25 protein-coding genes are annotated in these 21,838 nt (G+C 69.2%); 15 read left to right on the top strand and 10 right to left on the bottom strand.

Translation table 11 applies throughout. From position 1 onward, the window contains the following. Positions 1–584 precede the first annotated feature (584 nt). Positions 585–2,438 (top strand): ABC transporter ATP-binding protein, encoded by a 1,854-nt coding sequence (locus ACIBJH_RS43875; protein ID WP_399122574.1) that lies wholly within the window; start codon positions 585–587, stop codon positions 2,436–2,438. Position 2,439: 1 nt separating this feature from the next. On the opposite strand, the gene ACIBJH_RS43870 is transcribed toward ACIBJH_RS43875, so the two are convergent. From ACIBJH_RS43870 to ACIBJH_RS43860, 3 genes are read right to left on the bottom strand one after another with little or no spacing between them, the layout of a single operon-like run. Then, positions 2,440–3,171 (bottom strand): response regulator transcription factor, encoded by a 732-nt coding sequence (locus tag ACIBJH_RS43870; protein ID WP_399122573.1) that lies wholly within the window; start codon positions 3,169–3,171, stop codon positions 2,440–2,442. Between the two features lie 55 nt (positions 3,172–3,226). Beyond that, complete coding sequence (locus ACIBJH_RS43865) at positions 3,227–3,940, bottom strand: PH domain-containing protein (protein WP_399122571.1); 714 nt, start codon at positions 3,938–3,940, stop codon at positions 3,227–3,229. A 53-nt stretch (positions 3,941–3,993) separates the two neighbouring features. Further along, entirely contained in the window at positions 3,994–4,317 is a 324-nt protein-coding gene (locus tag ACIBJH_RS43860; protein ID WP_399122569.1) for a hypothetical protein, read from the bottom strand. Between the two features lie 238 nt (positions 4,318–4,555). Between ACIBJH_RS43860 and ACIBJH_RS43855 the strand changes: the two genes are divergently transcribed. The 4 genes from ACIBJH_RS43855 (at position 4,556) to ACIBJH_RS43840 (ending at position 6,517) form a co-directional block, all read left to right on the top strand. Beyond that, positions 4,556–5,395 (top strand): helix-turn-helix domain-containing protein, encoded by an 840-nt coding sequence (locus ACIBJH_RS43855; protein ID WP_399122568.1) that lies wholly within the window; start codon positions 4,556–4,558, stop codon positions 5,393–5,395. After that, on the top strand, positions 5,379–5,600 hold the full coding sequence (locus ACIBJH_RS43850; RefSeq protein WP_399122567.1) for a DUF397 domain-containing protein: 222 nt from the start codon (positions 5,379–5,381) through the stop codon (positions 5,598–5,600). The genes ACIBJH_RS43855 and ACIBJH_RS43850 overlap by 17 nt, the downstream gene beginning before the upstream one ends. A gap of 148 nt (positions 5,601–5,748) precedes the next feature. After that, a complete protein-coding gene (locus ACIBJH_RS43845; RefSeq protein ID WP_399122566.1) occupies positions 5,749–6,099 on the top strand; it encodes a hypothetical protein in 351 nt (116 codons plus the stop codon). Positions 6,100–6,121: 22 nt separating this feature from the next. Continuing rightward, positions 6,122–6,517 carry a hypothetical protein gene (locus ACIBJH_RS43840; protein WP_399122565.1) on the top strand — a complete coding sequence of 132 codons (396 nt, stop codon included), beginning with the start codon at positions 6,122–6,124 and terminating at the stop codon, positions 6,515–6,517. 917 nt (positions 6,518–7,434) lie between these two features. Here the strand turns inward: ACIBJH_RS43840 and ACIBJH_RS43835 are convergent. From ACIBJH_RS43835 to ACIBJH_RS43820, 4 genes are all read right to left on the bottom strand, one after another. Further along, a complete protein-coding gene (locus ACIBJH_RS43835) occupies positions 7,435–8,907 on the bottom strand; it encodes an ATP-binding protein (RefSeq protein WP_399122564.1) in 1,473 nt (490 codons plus the stop codon). Then, a complete protein-coding gene (locus ACIBJH_RS43830; RefSeq protein ID WP_399122563.1) occupies positions 8,904–9,641 on the bottom strand; it encodes a response regulator transcription factor in 738 nt (245 codons plus the stop codon). The genes ACIBJH_RS43835 and ACIBJH_RS43830 overlap by 4 nt, the downstream gene beginning before the upstream one ends. A gap of 138 nt (positions 9,642–9,779) precedes the next feature. Continuing rightward, the gene (locus tag ACIBJH_RS43825; protein WP_019073727.1) at positions 9,780–9,986 is read right to left on the bottom strand and encodes a hypothetical protein; all 207 of its coding nucleotides are present in this window, start codon (positions 9,984–9,986) and stop codon (positions 9,780–9,782) included. A 35-nt stretch (positions 9,987–10,021) separates the two neighbouring features. Further along, positions 10,022–11,269, bottom strand: a complete 1,248-nt coding sequence (locus ACIBJH_RS43820) for a S1C family serine protease (RefSeq protein WP_399122562.1) — start codon at positions 11,267–11,269, stop codon at positions 10,022–10,024. Between the two features lie 358 nt (positions 11,270–11,627). On the opposite strand from ACIBJH_RS43820, the gene ACIBJH_RS43815 reads away from it, so the two are divergent. Next, a complete protein-coding gene (locus ACIBJH_RS43815; protein ID WP_399122561.1) occupies positions 11,628–13,382 on the top strand; it encodes a trypsin-like serine protease in 1,755 nt (584 codons plus the stop codon). 27 nt (positions 13,383–13,409) lie between these two features. Here the strand turns inward: ACIBJH_RS43815 and ACIBJH_RS43810 are convergent, their stop codons facing one another. Together ACIBJH_RS43810 and ACIBJH_RS43805 are read right to left on the bottom strand one after the other, a co-directional pair. Then, positions 13,410–14,435: a LacI family DNA-binding transcriptional regulator gene (locus ACIBJH_RS43810; RefSeq protein ID WP_200713946.1), complete on the bottom strand. Its 1,026-nt coding sequence runs from the start codon at positions 14,433–14,435 to the stop codon at positions 13,410–13,412. Between the two features lie 129 nt (positions 14,436–14,564). Next, on the bottom strand, positions 14,565–15,365 hold the full coding sequence (locus ACIBJH_RS43805) for a winged-helix domain-containing protein (RefSeq protein ID WP_399122560.1): 801 nt from the start codon (positions 15,363–15,365) through the stop codon (positions 14,565–14,567). A 193-nt stretch (positions 15,366–15,558) separates the two neighbouring features. Here ACIBJH_RS43805 and ACIBJH_RS43800 point away from each other — a divergent pair, with 193 nt between their 5' ends. The 8 genes from ACIBJH_RS43800 (at position 15,559) to ACIBJH_RS43765 (ending at position 20,648) form a co-directional block, all read left to right on the top strand. Further along, entirely contained in the window at positions 15,559–16,443 is an 885-nt protein-coding gene (locus tag ACIBJH_RS43800) for an alpha/beta hydrolase (protein ID WP_399122559.1), read from the top strand. Between the two features lie 37 nt (positions 16,444–16,480). Beyond that, a complete protein-coding gene (locus ACIBJH_RS43795; RefSeq protein ID WP_317887122.1) occupies positions 16,481–16,735 on the top strand; it encodes a MoaD/ThiS family protein in 255 nt (84 codons plus the stop codon). 8 nt (positions 16,736–16,743) lie between these two features. Then, a complete protein-coding gene (locus ACIBJH_RS43790; RefSeq protein WP_399122557.1) occupies positions 16,744–17,853 on the top strand; it encodes a hypothetical protein in 1,110 nt (369 codons plus the stop codon). 130 nt (positions 17,854–17,983) lie between these two features. After that, positions 17,984–18,724: a DUF2993 domain-containing protein gene (locus ACIBJH_RS43785; RefSeq protein WP_399122556.1), complete on the top strand. Its 741-nt coding sequence runs from the start codon at positions 17,984–17,986 to the stop codon at positions 18,722–18,724. Positions 18,725–18,937: 213 nt separating this feature from the next. Continuing rightward, positions 18,938–19,018 (top strand): putative leader peptide, encoded by an 81-nt coding sequence (locus ACIBJH_RS43780; RefSeq protein ID WP_353963781.1) that lies wholly within the window; start codon positions 18,938–18,940, stop codon positions 19,016–19,018. 113 nt (positions 19,019–19,131) lie between these two features. Then, entirely contained in the window at positions 19,132–19,971 is an 840-nt protein-coding gene (locus ACIBJH_RS43775) for a sulfurtransferase (protein WP_200713952.1), read from the top strand. A gap of 41 nt (positions 19,972–20,012) precedes the next feature. Next, positions 20,013–20,300 (top strand): DUF1416 domain-containing protein, encoded by a 288-nt coding sequence (locus tag ACIBJH_RS43770; RefSeq protein WP_019064558.1) that lies wholly within the window; start codon positions 20,013–20,015, stop codon positions 20,298–20,300. A gap of 87 nt (positions 20,301–20,387) precedes the next feature. Beyond that, entirely contained in the window at positions 20,388–20,648 is a 261-nt protein-coding gene (locus ACIBJH_RS43765) for a DUF3099 domain-containing protein (RefSeq protein ID WP_019073737.1), read from the top strand. A gap of 27 nt (positions 20,649–20,675) precedes the next feature. Here ACIBJH_RS43765 and ACIBJH_RS43760 read toward each other — a convergent pair whose 3' ends face one another. Further along, positions 20,676–21,407, bottom strand: coding sequence for a hypothetical protein (locus ACIBJH_RS43760; protein ID WP_399122555.1), 732 nt, complete (start codon positions 21,405–21,407; stop codon positions 20,676–20,678). Positions 21,408–21,461: 54 nt separating this feature from the next. Here ACIBJH_RS43760 and ACIBJH_RS43755 point away from each other — a divergent pair, with 54 nt between their 5' ends. Next, the gene (locus ACIBJH_RS43755; RefSeq protein WP_399122554.1) at positions 21,462–21,836 is read left to right on the top strand and encodes a VOC family protein; all 375 of its coding nucleotides are present in this window, start codon (positions 21,462–21,464) and stop codon (positions 21,834–21,836) included. The last annotated feature ends 2 nt before the right edge of the window (positions 21,837–21,838 follow it).

Genomic DNA, 21,838 nt, shown 5'->3' with positions numbered 1-21,838 from the left:
CCGGTCAAGAAGCACCGCAAGCCCGCCCCGGCCCCGAAGAAGCCCGCGCCGAAGAAGCCGGCGCCGAAGCGTCCGGTCGGGCACAAGTAAGCAGTCCGACGAGCCGCAGAAGAAGACCCGCACCACCCCCCACCCGGCCGCACGGCCGAACTCCCAGAGAGGGAACCCACCATGAGCTTCCACAAGATCGTCCCGGTCAAGAAGCACCGCAAGCCCGCCCCGGCCCCGAAGAAGCCCGCGCCGAAGAAGCCGGCGCCGAAGCGTCCGGTCGGGCACAAGTAAGCAGTCCCGAGAGCCGCAGAAGACCCGCAGTACTCCACACCCGGCCACAGCGCCGAACTCCCAGGGAGGGAAACCGTCATGAGCTTCCACAAGATCGTCCCCGTCAAGAAGCACCGCAAGCCCGCCCCGGCCCCCAAGAAGCCCGCGCCCAAGAAGCCCGCGCCGAAGCGCCCCGTCGGGCACAAGGGCTGAGCCGTCACCCAGTGAGGCGGGGCCACCGGTTAGCGAGTCCGCTCGCGCCGGTGGCCCCGCCTCGGCCACGTCCAGGCCATGTACTGATGTTCTGAAGGGAGTTGTTGACCATGAGGGAAGCCCGTGAGGCCTTCCGCCGTTTCTGGCCGCTGACCCGCGGTGACCGCAAGTGGCTCGCGGTGATCATCACCTGCGTCATCGTGTCCGCGCTCGCCGAGACCGCCGCGATCCTCCTCTTCGCGGAACTCACCGACAACGCCCTCAAGGCCGGTTCGCTGTCCGCGTTCTGGGGCCCGGCCGCCGCCTGGCTCGGCGTCGCCGTACTCGGCGCGCTCGTCGGCTACTTCGGCAACTCCCTCGCCACCTGGACCGCCGAACGCTTCGTCCTGCGCCTGCGCGCGAACGTCTTCCGCCATGTCCAGGACCTCCCGCCCCACTTCTTCCAGAAGCACCGCCAGGGCGACCTGGTCGAACGCCTCACCGGAGACGTCGAGGCCATCGAGCAGATGGTCGTGTCCGGCGTGGTCGGCACCATCTCGGCAGCCTTCTCCGCGGTCTTCTACGCCTGCGCGGCCCTGTACCTCCGCTGGGACCTGGCCCTGGCCACGTTCGTCCTGGCCCCCCTGTTCCTGCTCGCCGCCCGCCGCTTCTCGGGCCGCATCAAGCAGGCCTCGCAGGACGAGCGGTCCGCGGACGGCGCGATCACGTCTGTGGTCGAGGAGTCCCTCGGCAACGTCGTGTTGACCCAGGCGTACAACCGCCGCCGCGACGAGGAGAAGCGCCTCGACATCGAGGCCCGCGCGTGGATGAAGGCATCGGTGCGCGGCGCCCGACTCAGCGAGATGTACGAGCAGTTCGTGGAGGTGGTGGAAACCCTCTGCGTCCTCGCGGTCATCGGCCTCGGCGTCTGGGAGATCTCCGCCGACCGCATGACCCTCGGCGCGCTCCTCGCCTTCGCCGCCTTCATCGGCTACCTCTACCCCCCGGTCCGCAACCTCGGCCAGCTCGGCCTCACCCTCACCGCCGCCACCGCCGGCGCGGCCCGCATCAACGAGATCCTGGACGCCACCCCGTCCGTCGGCGACCCGCGCGAACCCGTCCCCGCCTGGCCCGTCCACGGCTGGGTCAGCTTCCACGGTGTGACCTTCCGCTACCCCGGCGCGGCCCGCGACACGGTGAACAACGTCACCTTCAGGGCAGACCCGGGAGAGCTGGTCATCGTCACGGGCGAGAGCGGAGCAGGCAAGTCGACCCTGTCCAAACTCCTCACCCGCTTCTACGACCCCTCCGAGGGCGTGATCTGCCTGGACGGCGTCCCCCTCCGTGACGTACCGCTCGAATTCCTGCGCGAGAACGTGGCGTTGCTGCCCCAGCAGACCCTGATCCTCAACGGCACGATCCGCGAGAACATCGAGTGCGGCCGCCCGGGCGCGACGGACGAGGAGATCGAGCGAGCGGCACGGGCAGCGGCGGCCCACGACTTCATCACGGCACTCCCCGAGGCCTACGGCACGGAGATCGCCCCCGGCACGGCGGCACTCTCCGGCGGCCAGCTCCAGCGGATCGCCATCGCCCGCGCGATGCTGCGCCAGGCCCCGGTCCTGGTCCTGGACGAACCGACGGCCGGCCTCGACTCGGTGGCCGCCCGCCAGGTGATCCAGCCCCTGCGCCGTCTGATGTCCGGCCGTACGACCATCATGATCACCCACGACCTGAGCCTCGCCCCCGACGCCGACCGCATCCTGGTCGTGGAGGGCGGACGCCTGGTGGAGACGGGCACCCACGCGGAACTGGTGTCAAGGGGCGGCGCGTACGCGCGACTTGCGGGCCCGCTGCCGGAGATGGCGATCACGGGACAGGGCACGGGACGGCACCGCGCGGACAACACGATGGTCCTGCGCCAGGTTCCGCCATCGGCGCCCGACGAGACAGTGATCCTGAGGCTCCCGAAGCCGAACAGGTAGATCAGGCACGGGGAGTTGCCCGAAGGGTGTACCCGAGTCCCCGTACGGTGTGGATGAGCCGCGGTTCGCCGCGGCTCTCCAGTTTCCGGCGCAGATACATGACGTAGACGTCGAGGGTGTTGGACGCGGGCTCGAAGTCGAAGCCCCAGACGTGCCGGTGGAGCCGGGACCGGGTGAGCACGGTGCCCGGATGGCGGAGCAGGTACTCCAGCAACAGGAATTCGGTCCGGGTGAGTTCGAGCGGCCGGCCGCCGCGGGCGACGGTACGGGTCCGCGGTTCCATGACGAGATCGTGGAACGCGAGCTGTTCGAGCTCGGGAGGCGGAGGCGTCTCATCGGCCGCCCGCCGCCCACTCCTCCGCAGCAACGCCCGTACCCGGGCGAGCAGTTCATCCACCGCGAACGGTTTGCTGAGGTAGTCGTCGGCGCCGTTGTCGAGGGCGACGATCCGGTCGCCGACGGCGGTCCGCCCGGTGAGCATCAGGATCGGCACGGTGGAACCGGAGGCACGGATACGACGGGTCGCGGCCAGCCCGTCCAGCTCGGGCATGGTGACGTCCATCAGCACGAGGTCGGGCGCGGCGTCGTCGTCAGGTACGCCGAGCAGATCGAGGGCGGTACGCCCGTCCCCCGCGAGGACGGTCTCGTACCCCTCGAACCTGAGCAGCCGCCCGATCCCTTCCCGCACGTCCGCGTCGTCATCGGCCAGCAGAATCTTCCGCGCATCCGCCATTCGAACACGGTGTGACGGGTGGCTGTGCGGGAGCTGGCAGGGGGTTGGCAGCGGGTTATGCGCGGGCCGCCGGGGTCCGGGAGCAGAGCCAGTGGAAGAAGGCGGCGAAAAGGGCGAAGGCGGCGAGCGGGACGCAGAGGAGCAGTAGGAACGGGTCGGGTTCGCGGCCGACGATGATCCGCCACAGCAGGTACAGGAAGGCGACGAGCATGACGCACAGGGCCCCGGAGGTGGCGCGCGTCCAGGCCTGGCGGTGCGCGGCCCGCTCGCGGATCCGTGCCTCGACGGCCGGGCGCGGTTCCCAGTCCATGCCCCGGTACCGGGCCGCCTCGGAGTGCAGGTCGGCCAGCTCGGCTTCGAGGTCGGGGAGCTGCCAGTCGTCGAGGTGCGGGAGGAGGAACCTGCGGCCGTCGTTGTCGTAGAGGTAGGTCAACGACTGGGCGTCGGCGCGGCGTTGGGCCGGATGCGGCTCGACGCGAAGAGCGTAGATGTCGTGCCAGGCCCAGTCGCGGGACCGGACGACCCGGCGGACGGTGATCCCGCCGGGCCCGACCAGGGTCCGCCACCAGCGTGGGGCGATTCCCATCCAGGCGGCCGCGAGCGCCAGAGGCAGCAGCACGAACAGCCCGAACCGGAGGTGGATGTGGTCGGGCGCCGTCAACTGATAAGCGAGGTTCCCCAGCAGAATCCCCACCGGGGCCAGCCGCTTCCGCGACGGCTTCCGCCATCTGCGGTACTCCCGCTCGATCCCGCGCCCGTCCCCGTGCATGAGCCCTCCCCCTGGTCGGCAGGGAAAGAGCGTAAGGCAGGGGGCCGTGTGCGTCAGGAACGGGGTCGGAGTCCCGCATCCGGGATGCGCTCGCCCCGGCTGACGGCGATGCGGATCACGTCCTCCAGCGACTCGGACGCCCTGGTGAGCGCGAAACGCACGGCGCGTTCGCCGGCCTGGGGGTCCGCGAGGACTGCCTTGGTTCCGGCCAACACCTGTTCCCCGGAGTCGAGTTGGGCCGCTTCGATGTCGTCGGCGAGGAGGGAGAGCCGGCTGTCGTGGCTGTCGGCGCTGAGGTAACAGGGCTTGCCGTCGGGGGTGTTCCAGGGCAGCAGCCGCAACTGCCGTTCGCCGCTGGTGCTGTTGGGGGTGCTCATGCGCGCACCACCACTCCGTGGATACGACGAGGTCCGACGTCGATGCCGTGCACGAGTGCCATCAGCAGTAACTCCCAGATTCCTACGACGCGTTCACTCATGCCGGCGCGCTCCTCTGTCCTTGTCGACGTCCTGACGAGCGGTGATTACCGTTCGTGCCTCGATGGTCACTGGTGCGGCGTACGCTGCGGAAGAGGGTCGGCGTTGTCTGCGCGCCCGGGCAACGGGGAGGGGTGACGTGACCGAACAGGTTGACGCCGAGGGCGAGTCGGGCCGTGCGGTGCTGGGGCGGACGCTCCGGTATCTGCGGGAGAAGGCGGGCAAGTCGCTCGGGCAACTGGCCGAGGACACCGGCTACGACAAGAGCTACCTGAGCCGCCTGGAGTCCGGGGAGCGGCTGTCCAAGGTGACGGTCATGGAAGACCTGGACGTGTATTACGAGGCCGGTGAGCTGCTGGTCAGTCACTGGAGGGTGGCGCGGCTGGACGCGTTCATGGATCCGTATAAGCGGTTCATGGGGCTGGAAGCCACGGCTCGGGTGATGTGGAAGTTTGCACCTGCTGTACCTGGACTTGTGCAGACCGAGGACTTCGCTCGGGAGGTGTTGTCTGGAGGCTGGACAACAGCTGACGCTGACGAAATGGTCGAGGAACAGGTGGCGGCGCGACTGGGACGGCAGTACGTGCTACGCCAGAGGCCGGCACCCGACGTCCGGATCATCATGGACGAGGTGGCGTTCCGGCGACCCGCGGCCCGCGCAGAGACCTGGCACGACCAGTTGCTTCATCTGGAGACCGTCGCGATGTTGCCGAACGTGACGCTTCAAGTGCTGCCGTTCTCCGCGGGAGTTCATCACCACATGACGGGGTCGCTGACGCTGCTCTGGCAGAAAGACGGCAGCGCTGTCGCCTATGAAGAGGGCGATGACTGCAGTCAGCTCGACGATGATCCAGACGATGTTCTGCGGCGCCGACTGTCCTACGATCGTCTTCGCGACCTGGCGTTGTCCCCGCTGGACTCGCTGGCGTTCATCCGGGCCGTACTGAAGGAGCACCGACGTCATGACGCACACCCCTGACCTCAGCACTGCGGCCTGGCGCAAGTCGAGCTACAGCCAAGGTGGAGACAACAACTGCGTCGAGGTCGCCGACGGTTACACCGGCATCGTCCCCGTCCGGGACAGCAAGACCCCCGCCGCCCGCCCGTTGATCCTCGCGGCCGTGTCCTGGGCCGTATTCGTGGACGGGGTCAAAGCCGGGGCGGCCGTGCACGCGTTCGGGTGACGCGGGTCGAAAGGCCTGACATCCGCCGTTGCGCCTCCCTCATCGTTGATCTTCCGGTCGAATACGCGGCCGGGAGATCAACCACTGAGAGGGAACGGACGAGCCGGTTATGGTCGTAGACACGACGCGTCGAAGGAGGGCACCGGCCATGACTGCTCACGCTGCTGAACCCGAGCCGTCCGTCCCGCCGATGCCCGAGCGGACGCCGAAGGCGCTGCGCGGGGCCATCGCGCAGCACACTCCCGAACTCCTCCCGGACTTCGACGCCCACTGGAAGTGGGCGATCGCCGACGCGTACGACGTGGGTCCCGTGCCCGCGTTCATGGCCCGCTGGTGGGGTGAGTACGCCCTCGCCCGTGATCCCAGGCTGGACGCGCACGTCCGCGACCTCGAACACCGAGCCGCATACGAGTGCACCGACAGCGCCGAGGCCAAAGCCCTCCTCGAAGAGGCGGCGAAGATTCACTACCGGGTCCGAGACCTGGAGCCCGGCGAGTGACCGATGGGTTCATGGGGCCGCCTTGGCAGGCGGATTGGCGAACGAACTGGTCACCGCGAAGGATCCGTACTTTCGTGGCATCAATGCCGACGCCGGGTTATCCGAGGGCATGAGCGTCCTACCGGGCCGGTCCACCGAACCGAAGGGCCGCCACCTCTGCTTCTTCGACCGTGGAAACGGCTGGCTGAAATACACCTTCGTCCGCCGAACCGAAGATCCCCAGATCGTGGTCGAAGAGGTCTTCTGGCAAGAACCTGAGCCTGTTGCCAAGGATCGAGGCGTGTCCGTCAGACAACTGGTCGAGCAACTGGCCGCCGAGCAGCTGACGTTGGAACAGATCGCGGAGCGCGTTGCCGCCGCGCGCGAGGTGCTCTCGGCTCGCACCCCAACGGACGGGCAGCCCTCGCCCCAGCCGTGACCGGCGGTGCAGTTCCAAAGGGCGCGACCCCGAACCGGCTGAGCACCGACCCCCGTTGGAGCAGACCTGCCGATCAACTCCGCTCTTCCTCTACGGCCGGCTCGCCAGCCCATCGTCCAAGTGTGGGAAGCCCCTTGGTCGTTGGCCGCAGCGCCGTAGCCGATCTCCTGGCCCGGGGCCGGGCAGACCGTGACGTGGCCCAGCAACTCCTCGGCTGAGCACACCTTGAGGCGGCCCATCCCGAACAGGGCATCCGAGACCCGGAGTTGCTCCGCCCGCGGTGGCGGGCGCCGGCCGGGGTGAGGTGCTGGCGGGTGAGGCAGTCGTCGGTGAGGAGTTGGGTCAAGGCCTTGATGCTGTCGTCAGGGGCGGGGCAGGGCACGGGAGTTGGGGCCGCGCAGGCGGTGACGACGACGAGCAGTCCGCTGGTCAGGAGCGCGGCCGTACGCAGTGTGGGCATCCAGGGATCAACCTGCCTCGCAGCGCATCTTCGTGTCGCTGACCCCGCCGAACTCGCCGCCCACTCCGTCCAGTTGTCGGAGTAGTCGTCCGGCCGGATCGCGCGGTACCGGCAGCCGCCACCACCCAGGTAGCTGATCGAGTACACGCTGCACGGTGATCGAGTGCAGGCTTCCGCTGCGCACCAATCACGGTTGATCGAATGAGTGTTCGCTTATATGCGACAGCGGCTGCAACAAAAAGGGATATGACATCGGGAACTTCTACACCTACAACATGACCGTGTCCTGGAACGGCGGCGGCGATGAAATTTGGAGCGAGTCGTTCAACGAATAGCATCAGGTGCTGACCTGTCGCCATTGGTGTGCCGACAGGAAAGCACGAAGAAGCCCCTCAGGAGATGCTGAGGGGCTTCTTCGATGATGCCGCCAATTGATTCCCGCCACGCGACGACGTGACTACGGCGCCGATTCCTGCGGAGCCGTGGGCGCCCCCGGCAGTCGTACGGTCGCCACCGTGCCGCCCCCCGACGCACGGGACAACGTCACCTCGCCGCCCGCCTGTTGGACCGTGCGGGCGACGATCGACAGGCCCAACCCCGAGCCCGGCAGTGCCCGTGCGCTCGGTGAGCGCCAGAAGCGGTCGAAGACGTGCGGGATCTCGTCCTCCGGGATGCCGGGGCCGTGGTCGCGGACCGTGAGGACACCGCGCGTGAGCTGGACCTCGATCGTGCCGCCCTCGGGGCTGAACTTCACCGCGTTGTCGAGGATGTTGACCACGGCGCGTTCGAGCGCGGAGGGCTCCGACTGGACGTACCAGGGCTGGACGTCCGCCGTGATCGTCAACTCCGGGCCGCGCAGGCGGGCTCGGCGGAGGGCCGCTTCGACGGTGTCCTGGAGCGAGACGATCTGGACGCGTTCACCTCGCTGGCCTTCCGAACGGGACAGTTCCTGCAAGTCGCCGATCAGGGACGCCAGTTCGGTCATCTGTGCCTTCACCGAGGCGAGTAGTGCCTTGCGGTCCGCCGGGGGGATCGGGCGGCCGGTCTCCTCGCTGCGGGTGAGGAGTTCGACGTTGGTGCGGAGGGAGGTGAGGGGGGTGCGGAGTTCGTGGCCGGCGTCCGCGATGAGTTGTTGTTGCAGCTCACGGGAGTTGGCGAGAGACGTCGTCATCGAGTTGAACGAGCGGGAGAGGCGGGCGATCTCGTCGTCGCTGTCCTCGTCCACGGGGATGCGGACGGCCAGGTCCTCGGTCCGGGCCACGTGTTCCACGGCCTCGGTGAGTTTGTCGACGGGGCGGAGACCTGCGCGGGCCACCGCGAGGCCTGCGGCTCCGGCGCCGACGACTCCGATGCCGGAGACGAGGAGGAGCAGCAGGGCCAGTTCGTTGAGGGTGGACTGAGTGCCCTTGAGGGGCAGGGCGTACACAAGGGCGACGTCCTGCACCACCGAGCGATTGCCGTCGGCGTCGACGGTGATCAAGGGCACCGTCAGCACCCGCACGGGTGTTCCCTTGGTGTCGACGCCGTTGTGGATGATGGTTTCGGTCGGATTCTTGGCGACGGCGATGTCGGCGCTGGTGACCTTCACCGTGCCGGGGGAGTCCGAGGGGATACAGGACTTGCCGTTCGAGCGCACCAGCTGGAAGTAGTACTCGGAGGGCGGGTGAAGACCGTACGTGCCCGAAGGCGGCGAGGCGCTCTGGTTGCAGCTCCTGATCGCGTCCATGACGCTGCGCTGCTGCGGATTGCTCGCCGAGGTCTTGAGCTGGTTGTTGATCTGGCTGTACAGCTTCCCCTGCACGATGAACCAACAGGTCACCGAGACCGCAGCCACGGCGAACGCCACCGCCGCCGCGACCAGCATCGCCAGTCGGGACCGGATCGGCAGTGTCCGGAACCGGTGCAGGAACCGGTCGAGGACCTTCTTCACTCCGCGCCACCCTGCCGAAGGACATACCCCACTCCACGAACCGTGTGCACGAGCCGCGGCTCGCCGCCCGCCTCGGTCTTGCGGCGCAGGTACATCACGTACACATCGAGGGAGTTGGAGGACGGCTCGAAGTCGAAGCCCCAGACCGCTTTCAGGATCTGCTCGCGGGTGAGGACCTGGCGCGGGTGGGCGAGGAACATCTCCAACAGCGTGAACTCCGTGCGGGTCAGTTCGACCTGGCGACCGCTCCGCGTCACCTCGCGCGTCGCGAGGTCCATGCGGAGGTCGGCGAAGGTCAGGGAGTCGTCCTCGGGCGCCTGCCCGGCCGCCGCGGCCGCCGCGTACGAGCTGCGGCGCAGCAACGCCCGTACCCGCGCGAAGAGTTCGTCGAGTTCGAAGGGCTTGACGAGGTAGTCGTCGGCGCCCGCGTCGAGCCCGGTCACGCGGTCGCCCACCGTGTCGCGGGCCGTGAGCATCAGGATCGGGGTGGTCGTCCCGGCGCCCCGCATCCGGCGCGCCGCCGTCAGGCCGTCCATGCGCGGCATCTGGATGTCGAGGACGACCAGGTCGGGCTGGTAGGCGGTCGCCTTCTCCAGCGCGTCCGCGCCGTCGACGGCGACCTCGGTGTCGTACCCCTCGAAGGCCAGACTGCGCTGGAGGGCTTCACGCACCGCCGGCTCGTCGTCGACGATCAGGATGCGCTGGGTGTCACGGTCGCCTTCGGCGGGGCTCATGGGCTGGATTCCTCGGGTGCGGTGGGACAGGGAGACAACGATCGGCTGGTCGCAATCAGCCTCGCATGTTTCCCGGCTGGCGCGTAAAGAGGAGGGGAGGGGAGAAACCGGCTGAGATCGGCCTCGTACGGTGGCGGATCACGCCCGCATCGTCGCCAGCCGGTTCAGCGGCACCTTCCGGTGGTGCGGGTGGGCCGCGCCGGTGCGGAGCCCCATCAGCTCCGGGGCGGGCGCCAGTTCCGGTGCCCGGGCCGCCGGCGCGTGCAGTTCGTACGCCACCCCGAGGGCCAGGCCGAGACCGGCCGCTCCGGTGTCGGTCACCGTGTGCGAAACCTGCTTGATCATGACGTACTCCCTACTGGTTGCTGGAAGAGCAGTGCTCAGCTGTCGGAACCGCCCGCCCGCAGCGAAGCCAGGTCCGCCTTGACGGTGTTGATCGGGATGGCGAAGCCGATGCCGATGTTTCCGGCGTCGGACGACGAGGACGAGGACGAACTCGACGAGTACATCGCGGAGTTGATGCCGATGATGTCGCCGTTCGCGTCGATCAGGGCGCCGCCGGAGTTGCCGGGGTTGAGGGACGCGTCGGTCTGGATGGCCTTGTACGTCGTGGTCGATGAGCCCGTGTCGCCGTTGAACTGCTGGCCGCCGAACTGGAAGGGCCACTGTCCGTTGCCGCCGCCGGAATCCTGGCTCTGGCTCTCGTCGGTCGAGACGGTCACGTCACGGTTGAGGGCGGAGACGATGCCACTGGTGACCGTGCCGGTCAGGCCCTCGGGGGAGCCGATCGCGACGACCGTGTCGCCGACCTGGACGCCGGAGGAGTTGCCGAGGGTGGCGGCCGTCAGGCCGGAGGCGTTCTCCAGCTTGAGGAGCGCGAGGTCCTTCTTGCTGTCGGTGCCGACGACCTTCGCGGTGTACGACTTGCCGTTGCTCGTCTTGACCTTGACCGAGGTGGCGCCGGAGACGACGTGGTTGTTGGTGACGATCTCGCCGTCGGAGGTGATGATCACGCCCGCGCCGGTGGAGGTGCCGTTGCTGAGGGTGGCCTCGACCTCGACCACGCTCGGGCTGACGGTCGCGGCGATGGTGGCGACGTCGCCCCGCTTGCTGGAGGGCACGACCGCAGTGGTGGTGCTGGTGGTGGCGACGGTGTCCTTGCCGGTCAGCTGCTGGAAGGCGTACGCCGTGCCGCCGCCGACGGCCGCGGCGACGATCGCCACGGCGGCGAGCAGCGCGATCGGACCGCGGGTCCGCTTCTTCGGCTTGGGTGCTTCCGCCTGGACGGGGGTGAGGAGAGCCGTGTCGCCGCCACCGCCACCGGAACCGCCGTATCCGTCCGCGCCGAACGCGGCCTGCGGGGCGGGCGAGGGGGCGGGCGTCTGGCCGCCCGGCCACACCGTCGTGCCCGGCTCGACCGTGACCGGCTCCTGAGCCGGCTCAAAAGGCTGAGCGGGCTGAGCGGGCTGCGCCTGCTGGAAGGGCTGGGCCGGCTGCGGCTGGAAGGCCGGCGGGGGCGGCCACTCCGGGTTCACGGGGGAAGAGGCGTGCTGCTGCTGGGGGTACGCCTGCGGCTGGTCGCCCTGGGGGGTCTCGTACTCGCCGCTGCGGCGGAAGCTCTCGGTCATGGAAAAGAGACTGTCGCGCGATCATGAGAGGTACCTGAGTCCCCGCTGAGAAGCCCGACAGAACCTCGTATGCCCGATATAAAGACGCCGGAGGCCCGGAAACTCGGGGAAACGGGAGGTTGCGGGGGCGTTAGTGCACGGCACGGGGCGGACGAATACTTGTGTGACCCCTGTGCGAGACGTGTGCGCGGTGACAGGCGCGGCCTACGATCTCCGGGCCGGAGGGGGGCTCCGCGAACAGAGCCGGTACATGCGCCGTGACGGAAAGCATTACGGAAAGCATGTCGTCGGCCCTGCGTGGTCGCGTCGTACGCCCTTCTCGGGCCCACTACGACACCCACCCACACAGGAGTCCCGAGTGATACGTGCCCTGCGCGGCCGTCTGAGACGCCCCACCACGGCGCTCCCGGCCGCCGCCCTCGCGCTGGCGCTGAGCTGCGCCGGCGTTCTCGCGGCCCAGCCCGCCACCGCGGCCGACGGCCCGCCCGGACTGCCGTCCGCCGCCGCTGCCGCCCAGGCCGGGCTGCCGCAGCCCACCGCATCCGACAAGGAACTGCGCTCCCGCGTCGTCGACGCGGCCAGGACCCAGGCGACCGCCAAGAAGACGGCGACGAAGACGCCGTACATCATCGGCGGCACCGAGACCACGATCTCCAGTGCGCCCTGGATGGTCCAGCTCGCCTACTACGACGACACGAGCGGCGACGGCTACTTCTGCGGCGGCACCCTCGTCGCCCCGAACAAGGTCCTCACCGCCGCGCACTGTGTCGCGGGCCTGGACTGGGTCAAGAACGGCGCCGTCCTGGCCGGTGCGACCGGTCTCTACGACGACACGTCCGGCACGGTCACGGGCGTGCTGCACCAGTGGAACCACCCGCGCTTCAACGCCACCACGGCCCAGAACGACATCGCCGTCCTCACCCTGGACCGCCCCCTGGACCAGCAGTGGATGCGGCTGGCCTACCTGAACGACCTCGGGTACGTCACCCCGGGCGCGAAGGCCACGGTCTACGGCTGGGGCCTGACCTCCGGCACCGGCACCGAACTCTCCGCGAACCTGAAGAAGGCCACGCTGCCGGTCGTCGACGACGCGACCTGCGACAGCGCGATGAAGACGGTCCTCGGGGACGACGAGTTCATCGAGGGCTCGATGTTCTGCGCGGGCACCCCCGCCTCCGGCACCGACGAGGGCACCACCAGCCCCTGCAACGGTGACTCCGGCGGTCCGGTGATCGTCGACAACAAGGTCATCGGCATCGTCTCCTGGGGCGTCGCGGGCTGCACCGCCAAGGGCGCCTACCCGGTCTTCACCAAGGTCGGCTCCTACGCCTGGGCGGCCCAGCCGCGCATCGACGACACCGACCTGTCCTACGACGGCCGCGCCGACATCCTGGGCCGTACGCCCTCGGGCGGGCTGTTCGAGCAGGACAGCAAGGGCACCTCGCTCGCGCAGCGCGCCTACCTCGGCAACGGCTGGCAGACGGCCAGTTGGGGCCTTCAGGCCGACCTGGACCGGGACTACTACCAGGATCTGATCGTCCGCGACAAGACGGACGGCCACCTCTACCGCGACTACCTGAACCACTCCACGGGCGAGTTCACATGGATGCAGATCAGCTCGGTGTGGGGCGGCTACAAGTCGTACGCGATCCCCGGCGACCTGACCGGTGACGCCCGCCCCGACCTGGTCGCGGTGGACGCCGACGGCTCGGTCTACCTCTACCCGGGCAAGGGCAACGGCCAGTTCTACGGCCGGGTGAAGGTCGTGAACAAGGCGTGGAAGAACGTCAGGATCTTCGGCCACGGCGACCTGACGGGCGACGGCCGCGCCGACCTCCTGGTCCGCAACTCCTCCGGCGTCCTGTACCTCTACGCCGGCACCCAGGTCGAGCACACCCCGTGGAAGACCCGCGTCCAGGCCCGTACCGGCTGGAACTTCACCTCGTACGTCTCCAACGGTGACGTCACGGGCGACGGCATCGCGGATGTCATCACCCGCGACTCGGGCGGCACGCTGTGGCTCTACCCGGGCACCGACAAGGCGACGACCGCGCTCTTCGGGACGCGGATCAAGCTGGGCACCGGCTACAACCAGTACAACCTGCTGTTCTGACCGAGCAGTTGTGAACCGGTGGTCCTGTCAGGCTTCGCAGCCGCAGGACCGCCGGGTCACCAGGCGGGAGGGGAACACCTTCAGCCGCTCGCGCCGGGAGCCCGCCACCCGCAGCCCGTCGTCGAGCACGAGGTCCACGGCCGCCCTGGCCATCGCCGGACGGTCGGAAGCGATCGTCGTCATCGGCGGATCGGCGAGGGCGGCTTCCTTGATGTCGTCGAAGCCGATCACGCCGAGTTCGCGGGGTACGTCGATCCGCAGCTCGCGGGCGGCCCGCAGCAGGCCGATCGCCTGGTCGTCGGTGGAACAGAAGATCGCGGGCGGCCGCCGGGGCCCGGAGAGGATCCCGAGGGCGACCTGGTAGGCGTCGTAGCGGTTGTACGGCGCCTCGAAGAGCCGGCCCTCGGTCGGCAGACCGGCCTCGGTCATCGCGCGCCGCCAGCCCTCGACGTGGTCGGAGACCGGGTCGCCGACGGCCGGGGTGTCCGCCGTACCGCCCATGCAGGCGACGTAGTCGTAGCCGTGCTCCAGGAGGTGGCGGACGGCGAGCTGGGCGCCACCGAGGTCGTCCGTGACGACGGCGACGTCGTCTATGGCCTCGGGACGTTCGTGGAGCAGGACCACGCGGGCGTCCCAGGCCTCGATTTCGGCGGCGGCGAGGTCGTTCAGCGCGTGGCTGACGAGGATCAGGCCGGAGACGCGCATGCCGAGGAAGGCGCGCAGATAGTGGACCTCGCGCTCGGCGACGTAGTCGGAGTTGCCGACCAGCACCATCTTTCCGCGCTCGGACGCGGCCTGTTCGACCGCGTGCGCCATCTCCCCGAAGAAGGGCTGGCGCGCGTCCGGCACGATCAGGCCTATGAGGTCCGTGCGCCGGGACGCCATGGCCTGGGCCACCCGGTCCGGTCGGTACCCCAGTTCCTTGATCGCGGCGAGGACACGCTCGCGCGTGGCCGGGGCAACCGGCCGGGGTCCGTTGTTGATGACATAGCTGACGACGGCAGTCGACGTCCCTGCCAGTCGCGCTACATCATCCCGAGTCACCTTGGCCACGCGCGGAGTCTACGCGGATTGACCGGCCCTGGGCAGGGCGTTTCGAAGCTTCTCGTCGCTTCCGCACAGCATCTCCCTGCGGAAGCCGAAGGGAAGCCGTGCGGAAGCGATGCCCTGCCCGGACGCGGGTTATGCCTCGGCCGGGATCTCGGCCGCGTCCAGGGCGGCCGAGTCGGCCGTCTCGTCCGCATCCTCCGGCTTTGCACCCGCGAGCGCGGCGCTCGCCTTGAGCTTCGCGTCCTCGCCGCCCCGGTCGCCCTTCTCCGGAGTAACGAATCGATAACCGACGTTCCGGACGGTCCCGATCAGCGACTCGTGCTCGGGTCCGAGCTTGGCGCGCAGGCGTCGTACGTGGACGTCGACCGTCCGCGTGCCGCCGAAGTAGTCGTAGCCCCAGACCTCCTGCAGCAGCTGGGCGCGCGTGAAGACGCGGCCCGGGTGCTGCGCGAGGTACTTGAGGAGCTCGAACTCCTTGAAGGTCAGGTCGAGGACCCGGCCCTTGAGCTTGGCGGAGTACGTCGCCTCGTCCACGGAGAGATCGCCGTTGCGGATCTCCATGGGGGAGTCGTCGTTGACGATCTGCTGGCGGCCCATGGCCAGGCGCAGTCGCGCCTCGACCTCGGCCGGTCCTGCCGTGTCGAGCAGGACGTCGTCGATGCCCCAGTCGGCGGTGACGGCGGCGAGGCCGCCCTCGGTGACGACGAGGATGAGCGGGCATCCCGGTCCGGTGGAGCGGAGGAGCTGACACAGGCTGCGCACCTGAGGCAGATCCCGGCGGCCGTCGATGAGGATGACGTCGGCACCGGGGGTGTCGACGAGAGCGGGGCCTTCCGCCGGTGCCACGCGCACGTTGTGCAGCAGCAGGCCGAGGGCCGGAAGCACCTCCGTCGACGGCTGGAGGGCATTGGTCAGGAGCAGCAGAGAACTCATAAGTCTGGTTCCTCCTCGGTCCCTGCGAGGACGTGTGTCATGCGGCACAGCGTTTGCGATCCCGGGGGCCCTGTATGACCTGCGGCCACCTGTGGTTTCCCGTGGTGTCCCGCTTCGTATACAACGCTCCTGGAAGCACAAAAGGACCCGGGGGCTTCGCTGCCCGAGTCCTCTGTCCAGCAGAATAGCCCACATGAACGCTGGTACGGCAGGTCATGTGGCACGATCCACCGTTCGTCCGAACTCTGAGACGATCAGACGCACACCTTTGCGGACGTTTCTGCACACCGACGACGGGGTGACGATCGATTCCGTATACGACCCGGCAGTGGCCGTATACGACGCCTCGCCGCCATCTTCCGGTGACCTGGTGTTCGTCGTCGCGCACGGTTTCACGGGCGATGTGGACAAGCCGCACGTGCGCCGGGTGGTCGAGGCGTTCACCCAGTACGGGGCCGTGGTCACGTTCTCGTTTAGGGGCCACGGAAGGTCCGGCGGACGCTCCACCGTCGGCGACCGCGAGGTGCTCGATCTGGCCGCCGCGGTCGCCTGGGCGCGGGAGCAGGGGCACGCGCGCGTGGTCACCGTCGGTTTCTCGATGGGCGGTTCGGTGGTGCTGCGGCACGCGGCGCTCCATCACCCGGAGGGTGACGCGGACGGTCAGGGGCGCAGGGGGCGCACGGAAGCGCACACGGACGCGGTGGTTTCGGTGAGTGCGCCGGCCCGCTGGTACTACCGGGGCACCGCCCCCATGCGGAAACTCCACTGGCTGGTGACCCGCCCCGAGGGCCGCCTCGTCGGCCGCCTCGGCCTCAAGACCCGTATCGAGCGCGGCGGTTGGGACCCGGTCCCGCTCTCCCCGGTCGAGGCGGTCCCGCGCATCGCGCCCACCCCGCTCCTCGTCGTGCACGGCGAGATCGACGGCTACTTCCCGCTCGACCACCCCCGCATGCTGGCCGAAGCCGCCGGTGAGCACGCCGAACTCTGGCTGGAGCCGGGCATGGGCCACGCAGAACACGCGGCGAGCGACGACCTCCTGGCCCGCATCGGACGCTGGGCCGGTTCACAGGAGAGCTAGCCTGGCCGTTGCAGCCCCCGATCGATTGAGGAAGCGGATGCCAAAGGTCACGGTGCGCTACTGGGCCGCCGCGAAGGCCGCGGCCGGGATCGCCGAGGAGCCGTACGACGCGGCCACCCTCGCCGAGGCCCTCGCCGAGGTGCGCGAGCGACACCCCGGGGAACTCGCCCGCGTACTGCTGCGATGCTCCTTCCTCGTCGACGGTGACCCCGTGGGTACCCGCGGGCATGAGACGGTACGGCTGGCCGAGGGCGGCACGGTCGAGGTGCTCCCGCCGTTCGCAGGAGGATGAGCGAAGCGATGAGCAACCAGCCGTACGAGGGCTATGGCGAGGGCTACGACCCCTACGCCCAGCAGCAACAGCCGCAGCAGGCCCAGCAACAGCAGGCGCAGGCGTGGCCCGGGCAGCAGCAGGCGTACGAGGACCCGCAGGCCGCGCAGCAGTACACCCAGCAGTGGCAGGGCCAGACCTGGGACACCCAGGTCCAGCAGTCCAGACCCTCCGCGTCCGACCTGGCGTACTTCCCGCCGCAGAACTACCAGGCGCCGACGCCGAGTTACGACGCCCACGCGCCCGTGACCGCGCCCCCGGCGCCCCCCGCCACGGACGAGGCGGTCGGCTACGGCTCGCCCTCCCTCGCCGGGAACGCCCGCATCACCGACGCCCAGCGGGCCCGCCTTGAGGGCCGCTCGCCGATCATCGAACCCGGTATGCAGCCGGCCGGCCTCACCGCCCTCCTGGCGCTGCTCCTCTCCGTCACCGCGCAGATCGGGTCGTACGCCCTCGTCGTGCCGCTTGTCGTGCTCCAGGCGGTCACGGCGGCGGGCTGGTTCCGGCTGAACGGGATGTGGCCCGCCCGGCAGGGCATCGCGCTGGCCTTCGCGGGCGCGCTCGTCGCGGACGTGGCGCTGCTGGCGGCCGGCCGGGACAACGGCCCCGCCGCGATCCTCGGCACCCTCGGCGTCTGGGTCCTGCTCTCCCTCGTGATGCAGCTGCGCTCGCACGCCGACCCGGACACCCGGATCACCAGCCTGATGGCGACGGTCGCCTCGGCGGCCCTGGCCATCGTCGCGACCGGCCACCTCGCGGCCGACCCGGACGCGGTCACCGTCGGCGCGGCTGCGGTCGCGGTCGCGATCCTGGCCCGCGCGCTGCCGCTGCCGACCGTGGCCTCGGTGGTCGTCTCCCTCCTCGCCGCCGCCGGTGCGGGCATCGCGGTCGGCGGGATGACCGGTCTCGGCGCGAAGGGCGCGCTGCTCGGCGCGGTCGCGGCGGGCTGTGCGCTGATCGGCCACCGCGTCGCGAGCTACGACTACCCGTCCCGCTTCGTCCACTTCACGGCCGGTGTGGCCCTCCCGCTCGCCGCGGCGGCCCCGGCGGTCTATGTCCTGGGGCGCGCGCTGGCGTAAACGCGCCGCTTGTCACAGGTGATCGACAATTTCCTGCTGCACGCATCTCGCGGGACTACGCTCGCGATTCGCGGCCACACGGTCGTTGCACCACTTTCATCGACGACTGCCAGGTGGGGGAACACCGTAAATGCGTGGGCTACGAATACTTCTGACCGTCGTGGTGATTCTGGGTGTTCTGTTCGTGGTGGTGGACCGGGTCGCGGTCTACTTCGCGCAGGACGAGGCGGCGGGCAAGGTGAAGACGAGCGAGAACCTCGCCTCCACCCCCGATGTCTCCATCAAGGGCTTCCCCTTCCTGACCCAGGTCGCCTCCGGTGAACTGGACGACGTGGAACTCGGCATCAAGACCTACGAGGCGACGACGGCGAACACCACCGGCAACGGCACCTCCACGATCCGGATCGACGATCTCAAGGCCGACATGAAGGACGTCAAGTTCTCCAACGGCTACAGCACCGCGACCGCGGCCAGCGCGACCGGCTCCGCGAGCATCGCCTACGACCAGCTCCTCAAGGCCGCCAAGTCCGAGCCGACGAACATCTTCACCGGGGTCGACGCCCAGGTCGTCAACCTCTCCGACGGCGGCGACGGCAAGATCAAGGTCGACGTCAAGATCTCGGTCGGCGGCCAGGAGACGACGTACCCGGTGCTCAGCACGGTCACCGTCGACGGCGACACCGTGAAGGTGCACGCCGACAACCTGCCCAAGCTGGTCGTCGACCTCGCCGACTCCCGGATCCGCTCGATCACCGACTTCCAGCAGACGATCGACCAGCTGCCGGGCGGAGTGAAGCTCGACAGTGTGCAGGCCGCGAAGAACGGTGTGGAGATCAAGGTCAAGGGTTCGAACGTCAAGCTGGCCGGGTAGGACGGACGAGGTCCGGCGTCCGGTCCGGCGGACGGCGCCTGTCCGAGGGGCGAGACGGCGGTGTCCGTACGGCAGTTGTGCGGACGGCGAGGGCGCGCGGACAACCGGCGACGGGGCTGTTATCGGTCGACCGATCTCACATCACGGACGATCGCGTCTCAAAATACGACACACCGGTGACATGCCCCGCCGTCCGTCCCTACGATCGACCCCATGAGGCAACAGGCGGATCTCACGAAGCGGCGGGCAGTGGACCTGTGCCGCGTCGCCGCCATGCTCTGTCGCACTTTCTGAGCGGAAGCGCAGGCTTCCGTCTTCCCCCGTGCCCTTGATGTCAGGGCACCCGCGCGAGCGCGCACCCCTCTCTCACGCACCGCACCGCCGTAACTGCCCCGGAGGAGAAAAGCATGAGCCGCAGTGACGTCCTGGTCGACGCCGACTGGGTCGAGGCCAACCTCGACAACGCGGACATCGCCATCGTCGAGGTCGACGAGGACACGTCCGCGTACGAGAAGAATCACATCCGCAACGCCATCCGGATCGACTGGACCAAGGACCTCCAGGACCCGGTACGCCGTGACTTCATCGACCAGGAGGGCTTCGAGAAGCTCCTCTCGGCCAAGGGCATCGGCAACGACACGCTGGTGATTCTCTACGGCGGCAACAACAACTGGTTCGCCTCGTACGCGTACTGGTACTTCAAGCTGTACGGCCACGACAGCGTCAAGCTGCTCGACGGCGGCCGCAAGAAGTGGGAGCTGGACGCCCGCGAGCTGGTCGAGGAGGTCCCCGCGCGGGCCACCACCGACTACAAGGCCAAGCCGCAGAACAAGTCGATCCGCGCCTTCCGCGACGACGTCGTGGCCGCCATCGGCTCGCAGAACCTGGTCGACGTCCGGTCGCCCGACGAGTTCAGCGGCAAGCTCCTGGCCCCCGCCCACCTCCCGCAGGAGCAGTCGCAGCGCCCGGGCCACGTGCCCTCGGCCCGCAACATCCCGTGGTCGAAGAACGCCAACGACGACGGCACCTTCAAGTCGGACGACGAGCTGAAGGAGCTGTACGCCGAGGAGCAGGTCGACCTCGCCAAGGACACCATCGCGTACTGCCGTATCGGCGAGCGCTCGGCCCTGACCTGGTTCGTGCTGCACGAGCTGCTCGGTGTCGAGAACGTCAAGAACTACGACGGCTCGTGGACCGAGTACGGCTCCCTGGTCGGCGTTCCGATCGAGCTCGGCGCCAACAAGTAAGCCCCGACCCAGCCCCAAGCCCTAACCCGTAAGGACAGACCATGTGTGGAGCGAAGGCCGGCGGCCCCGACGCCTCGACGATCAAGCCCGGTGAGACCACCATCCAGGGCCAGGTGACGCGCAACGGCGAGCCGGTGACGGGTTACGTCCGTCTCCTGGACTCGACCGGCGAGTTCACCGCGGAGGTCCCGACCTCCGCCACGGGCCAGTTCCGCTTCTACGCGGCCGAAGGCACCTGGACCGTCCGCGCCCTCGTCCCGGGCGCCACCGCCGACCGCACGGTCGTCGCCCAGACGGGCGGGCTGGCGGAGGTGGCGATCGCGGTCTGACCGCCGTTCGACTGCCGAAGGGCCGCACCTCGGACAATGAATGTCCTTGATGCGGCCCTTTGGCGTGCCCAGGCCTACGCTGGAAACATGCTGGCACGCCGCCGTCGCACCTACTTCGTCATGATGGGCATCTGCATCGGGCTGTTCGTCCTGGCCTGGGGAGTCGTGCGGATCTGGTCGGTGCCCGTGGCCGTCGGCATGTGTGTGGTCGCGATGGTGATCCCGCCCGTCGCCGCCATGGTCGCCAACCGCCGGGGCCCCGACGACCGCTGGTGGGACGACCCGTCCGGCGACCCCAAGTCCGACGAGTGGTGGGACGAGCTGGACGGCAAGAAGCGGCGCCAGTAGCCGAGCGCGGGCAGCGACCGACCGGCGTCAGTCGCCTCGGGCCACGGTGAACAGCAGGGGCGTCCGCCCCCCGGCCGCCGCCGCACAGTCGGCCACGACCTCCCCCAACCACCCGACGGCGTCGCACGACCACTCGGCCAGCTCGCCGCGCAGGACGACCGTCTCCAGGGCCGGGCCGTCCCAGAAGGTGTCGTCGAAGGGCGGAGGCGGCAGATCGTCGGGCGCGGCGCCGGTGTGGGAACGGCAGGTGAACACGTCCTGGTCCAGCTCGCCCAGTCGCCCCGCGAGAGACGACAGCTCCACGCCGCCGCCGACGGCCACCCGTACCGGCGTCCGTGCCTGGGGGGTCCGGTCGGCGAACCACTCGACCGTCAGCAGCGACGGCACCCTGGCGTACGCCGGTCGTGACGCCGTGTCGATCGCCTGCACGGGGAGCAGCACCTGCACGGTGTCGACGTCGACCGTCCCGATCCGCGCCGTCGCACTCTCCGCACAGGACAGGAACGGCCGTACAGGCAACGGCAGTTCTCCGCCCACCGCGCTCGTGTCGACCTGGAACCAGGTAACGAGTCGCGTTCCGGCGACGCCGAGCGGATGCCGCTGCCCGGCGTCGTTCATGCCCCACAGGCGGTCGAGCCAGCCCATGGCGAGCGAGCGCCGGTGGAAGAGCTGGTAGGCATCGTGTTCGGGGTCGTGCCAGGCGTGCTCGGCGAACTCGCCGTAGAAGGCGGCGAAGAGGGTTCCCGAACTCTCGACCACGCTGTTTCCCTCCGGTCGGCTCAGTGGACCCAGGACGGCTGTAGAAAGGCGGGCATGTCGCCTACGAGACTGTCCACCGTGGTGCTCGACGCGTACGACGCGCACGAGCTGGCCGGGTTCTATCTCCGCCTTCTCGGCTACGTGATCCGGGCCGAGGAACCCGACTGGGTCCTCATCGGCCCGCCCGACGGCGGCACCGGCCTCTCCTTCCAGACCGAGCCCGAGTACGTCCCGCCCGTGTGGCCCACCCGCAACCCCGGCGAGCAGCAGATGATGCTGCACCTCGACATCGAGGTCGACGACCTGGAGGGCGAGGTCGGGCGGGCCGTGGGCCTGGGAGCCGTGCTCCATGCCCACCAACCGCAGGACGACGTACGGGTGTTGTTGGACCCCTCCGGCCACCCGTTCTGTCTGTGGCGACAGGAGTAGGC

Origin of the sequence: Streptomyces sp. NPDC050548 (genome assembly GCF_044457385.1) — a bacterium.
Taxonomy (GTDB): domain Bacteria; phylum Actinomycetota; class Actinomycetes; order Streptomycetales; family Streptomycetaceae; genus Streptomyces.
The sequence above is the reverse complement of the archived record's forward strand: the minus strand, read 5'-3'. Positions and strand labels throughout refer to the sequence as shown.

Bases quoted from the DNA above. Each gene is read 5' to 3' on its own strand.
- ACIBJH_RS43755 (WP_399122554.1), top strand. From the start codon at position 21,462: ATGTCGCCTACGAGACTGTCCACCGTGGTGCTCGACGCGTACGACGCG.
- ACIBJH_RS43860 (WP_399122569.1), bottom strand. From the start codon at position 4,317: ATGAGCACCCCCAACAGCACCAGCGGCGAACGGCAGTTGCGGCTGCTG.
- ACIBJH_RS43870 (WP_399122573.1), bottom strand. From the start codon at position 3,171: ATGGCGGATGCGCGGAAGATTCTGCTGGCCGATGACGACGCGGACGTG.
- ACIBJH_RS43830 (WP_399122563.1), bottom strand. From the start codon at position 9,641: ATGAGCCCCGCCGAAGGCGACCGTGACACCCAGCGCATCCTGATCGTC.
- ACIBJH_RS43800 (WP_399122559.1), top strand. From the start codon at position 15,559: ATGAACGCTGGTACGGCAGGTCATGTGGCACGATCCACCGTTCGTCCG.
- ACIBJH_RS43775 (WP_200713952.1), top strand. From the start codon at position 19,132: ATGAGCCGCAGTGACGTCCTGGTCGACGCCGACTGGGTCGAGGCCAAC.
- ACIBJH_RS43865 (WP_399122571.1), bottom strand. From the start codon at position 3,940: ATGCACGGGGACGGGCGCGGGATCGAGCGGGAGTACCGCAGATGGCGG.
- ACIBJH_RS43770 (WP_019064558.1), top strand. From the start codon at position 20,013: ATGTGTGGAGCGAAGGCCGGCGGCCCCGACGCCTCGACGATCAAGCCC.
- ACIBJH_RS43790 (WP_399122557.1), top strand. From the start codon at position 16,744: ATGAGCAACCAGCCGTACGAGGGCTATGGCGAGGGCTACGACCCCTAC.
- ACIBJH_RS43825 (WP_019073727.1), bottom strand. From the start codon at position 9,986: ATGATCAAGCAGGTTTCGCACACGGTGACCGACACCGGAGCGGCCGGT.
- ACIBJH_RS43780 (WP_353963781.1), top strand. From the start codon at position 18,938: ATGAGGCAACAGGCGGATCTCACGAAGCGGCGGGCAGTGGACCTGTGC.
- ACIBJH_RS43875 (WP_399122574.1), top strand. From the start codon at position 585: ATGAGGGAAGCCCGTGAGGCCTTCCGCCGTTTCTGGCCGCTGACCCGC.
- ACIBJH_RS43785 (WP_399122556.1), top strand. From the start codon at position 17,984: ATGCGTGGGCTACGAATACTTCTGACCGTCGTGGTGATTCTGGGTGTT.
- ACIBJH_RS43765 (WP_019073737.1), top strand. From the start codon at position 20,388: ATGCTGGCACGCCGCCGTCGCACCTACTTCGTCATGATGGGCATCTGC.
- ACIBJH_RS43795 (WP_317887122.1), top strand. From the start codon at position 16,481: ATGCCAAAGGTCACGGTGCGCTACTGGGCCGCCGCGAAGGCCGCGGCC.
- ACIBJH_RS43845 (WP_399122566.1), top strand. From the start codon at position 5,749: ATGACTGCTCACGCTGCTGAACCCGAGCCGTCCGTCCCGCCGATGCCC.
- ACIBJH_RS43820 (WP_399122562.1), bottom strand. From the start codon at position 11,269: ATGACCGAGAGCTTCCGCCGCAGCGGCGAGTACGAGACCCCCCAGGGC.
- ACIBJH_RS43805 (WP_399122560.1), bottom strand. From the start codon at position 15,365: ATGAGTTCTCTGCTGCTCCTGACCAATGCCCTCCAGCCGTCGACGGAG.
- ACIBJH_RS43850 (WP_399122567.1), top strand. From the start codon at position 5,379: ATGACGCACACCCCTGACCTCAGCACTGCGGCCTGGCGCAAGTCGAGC.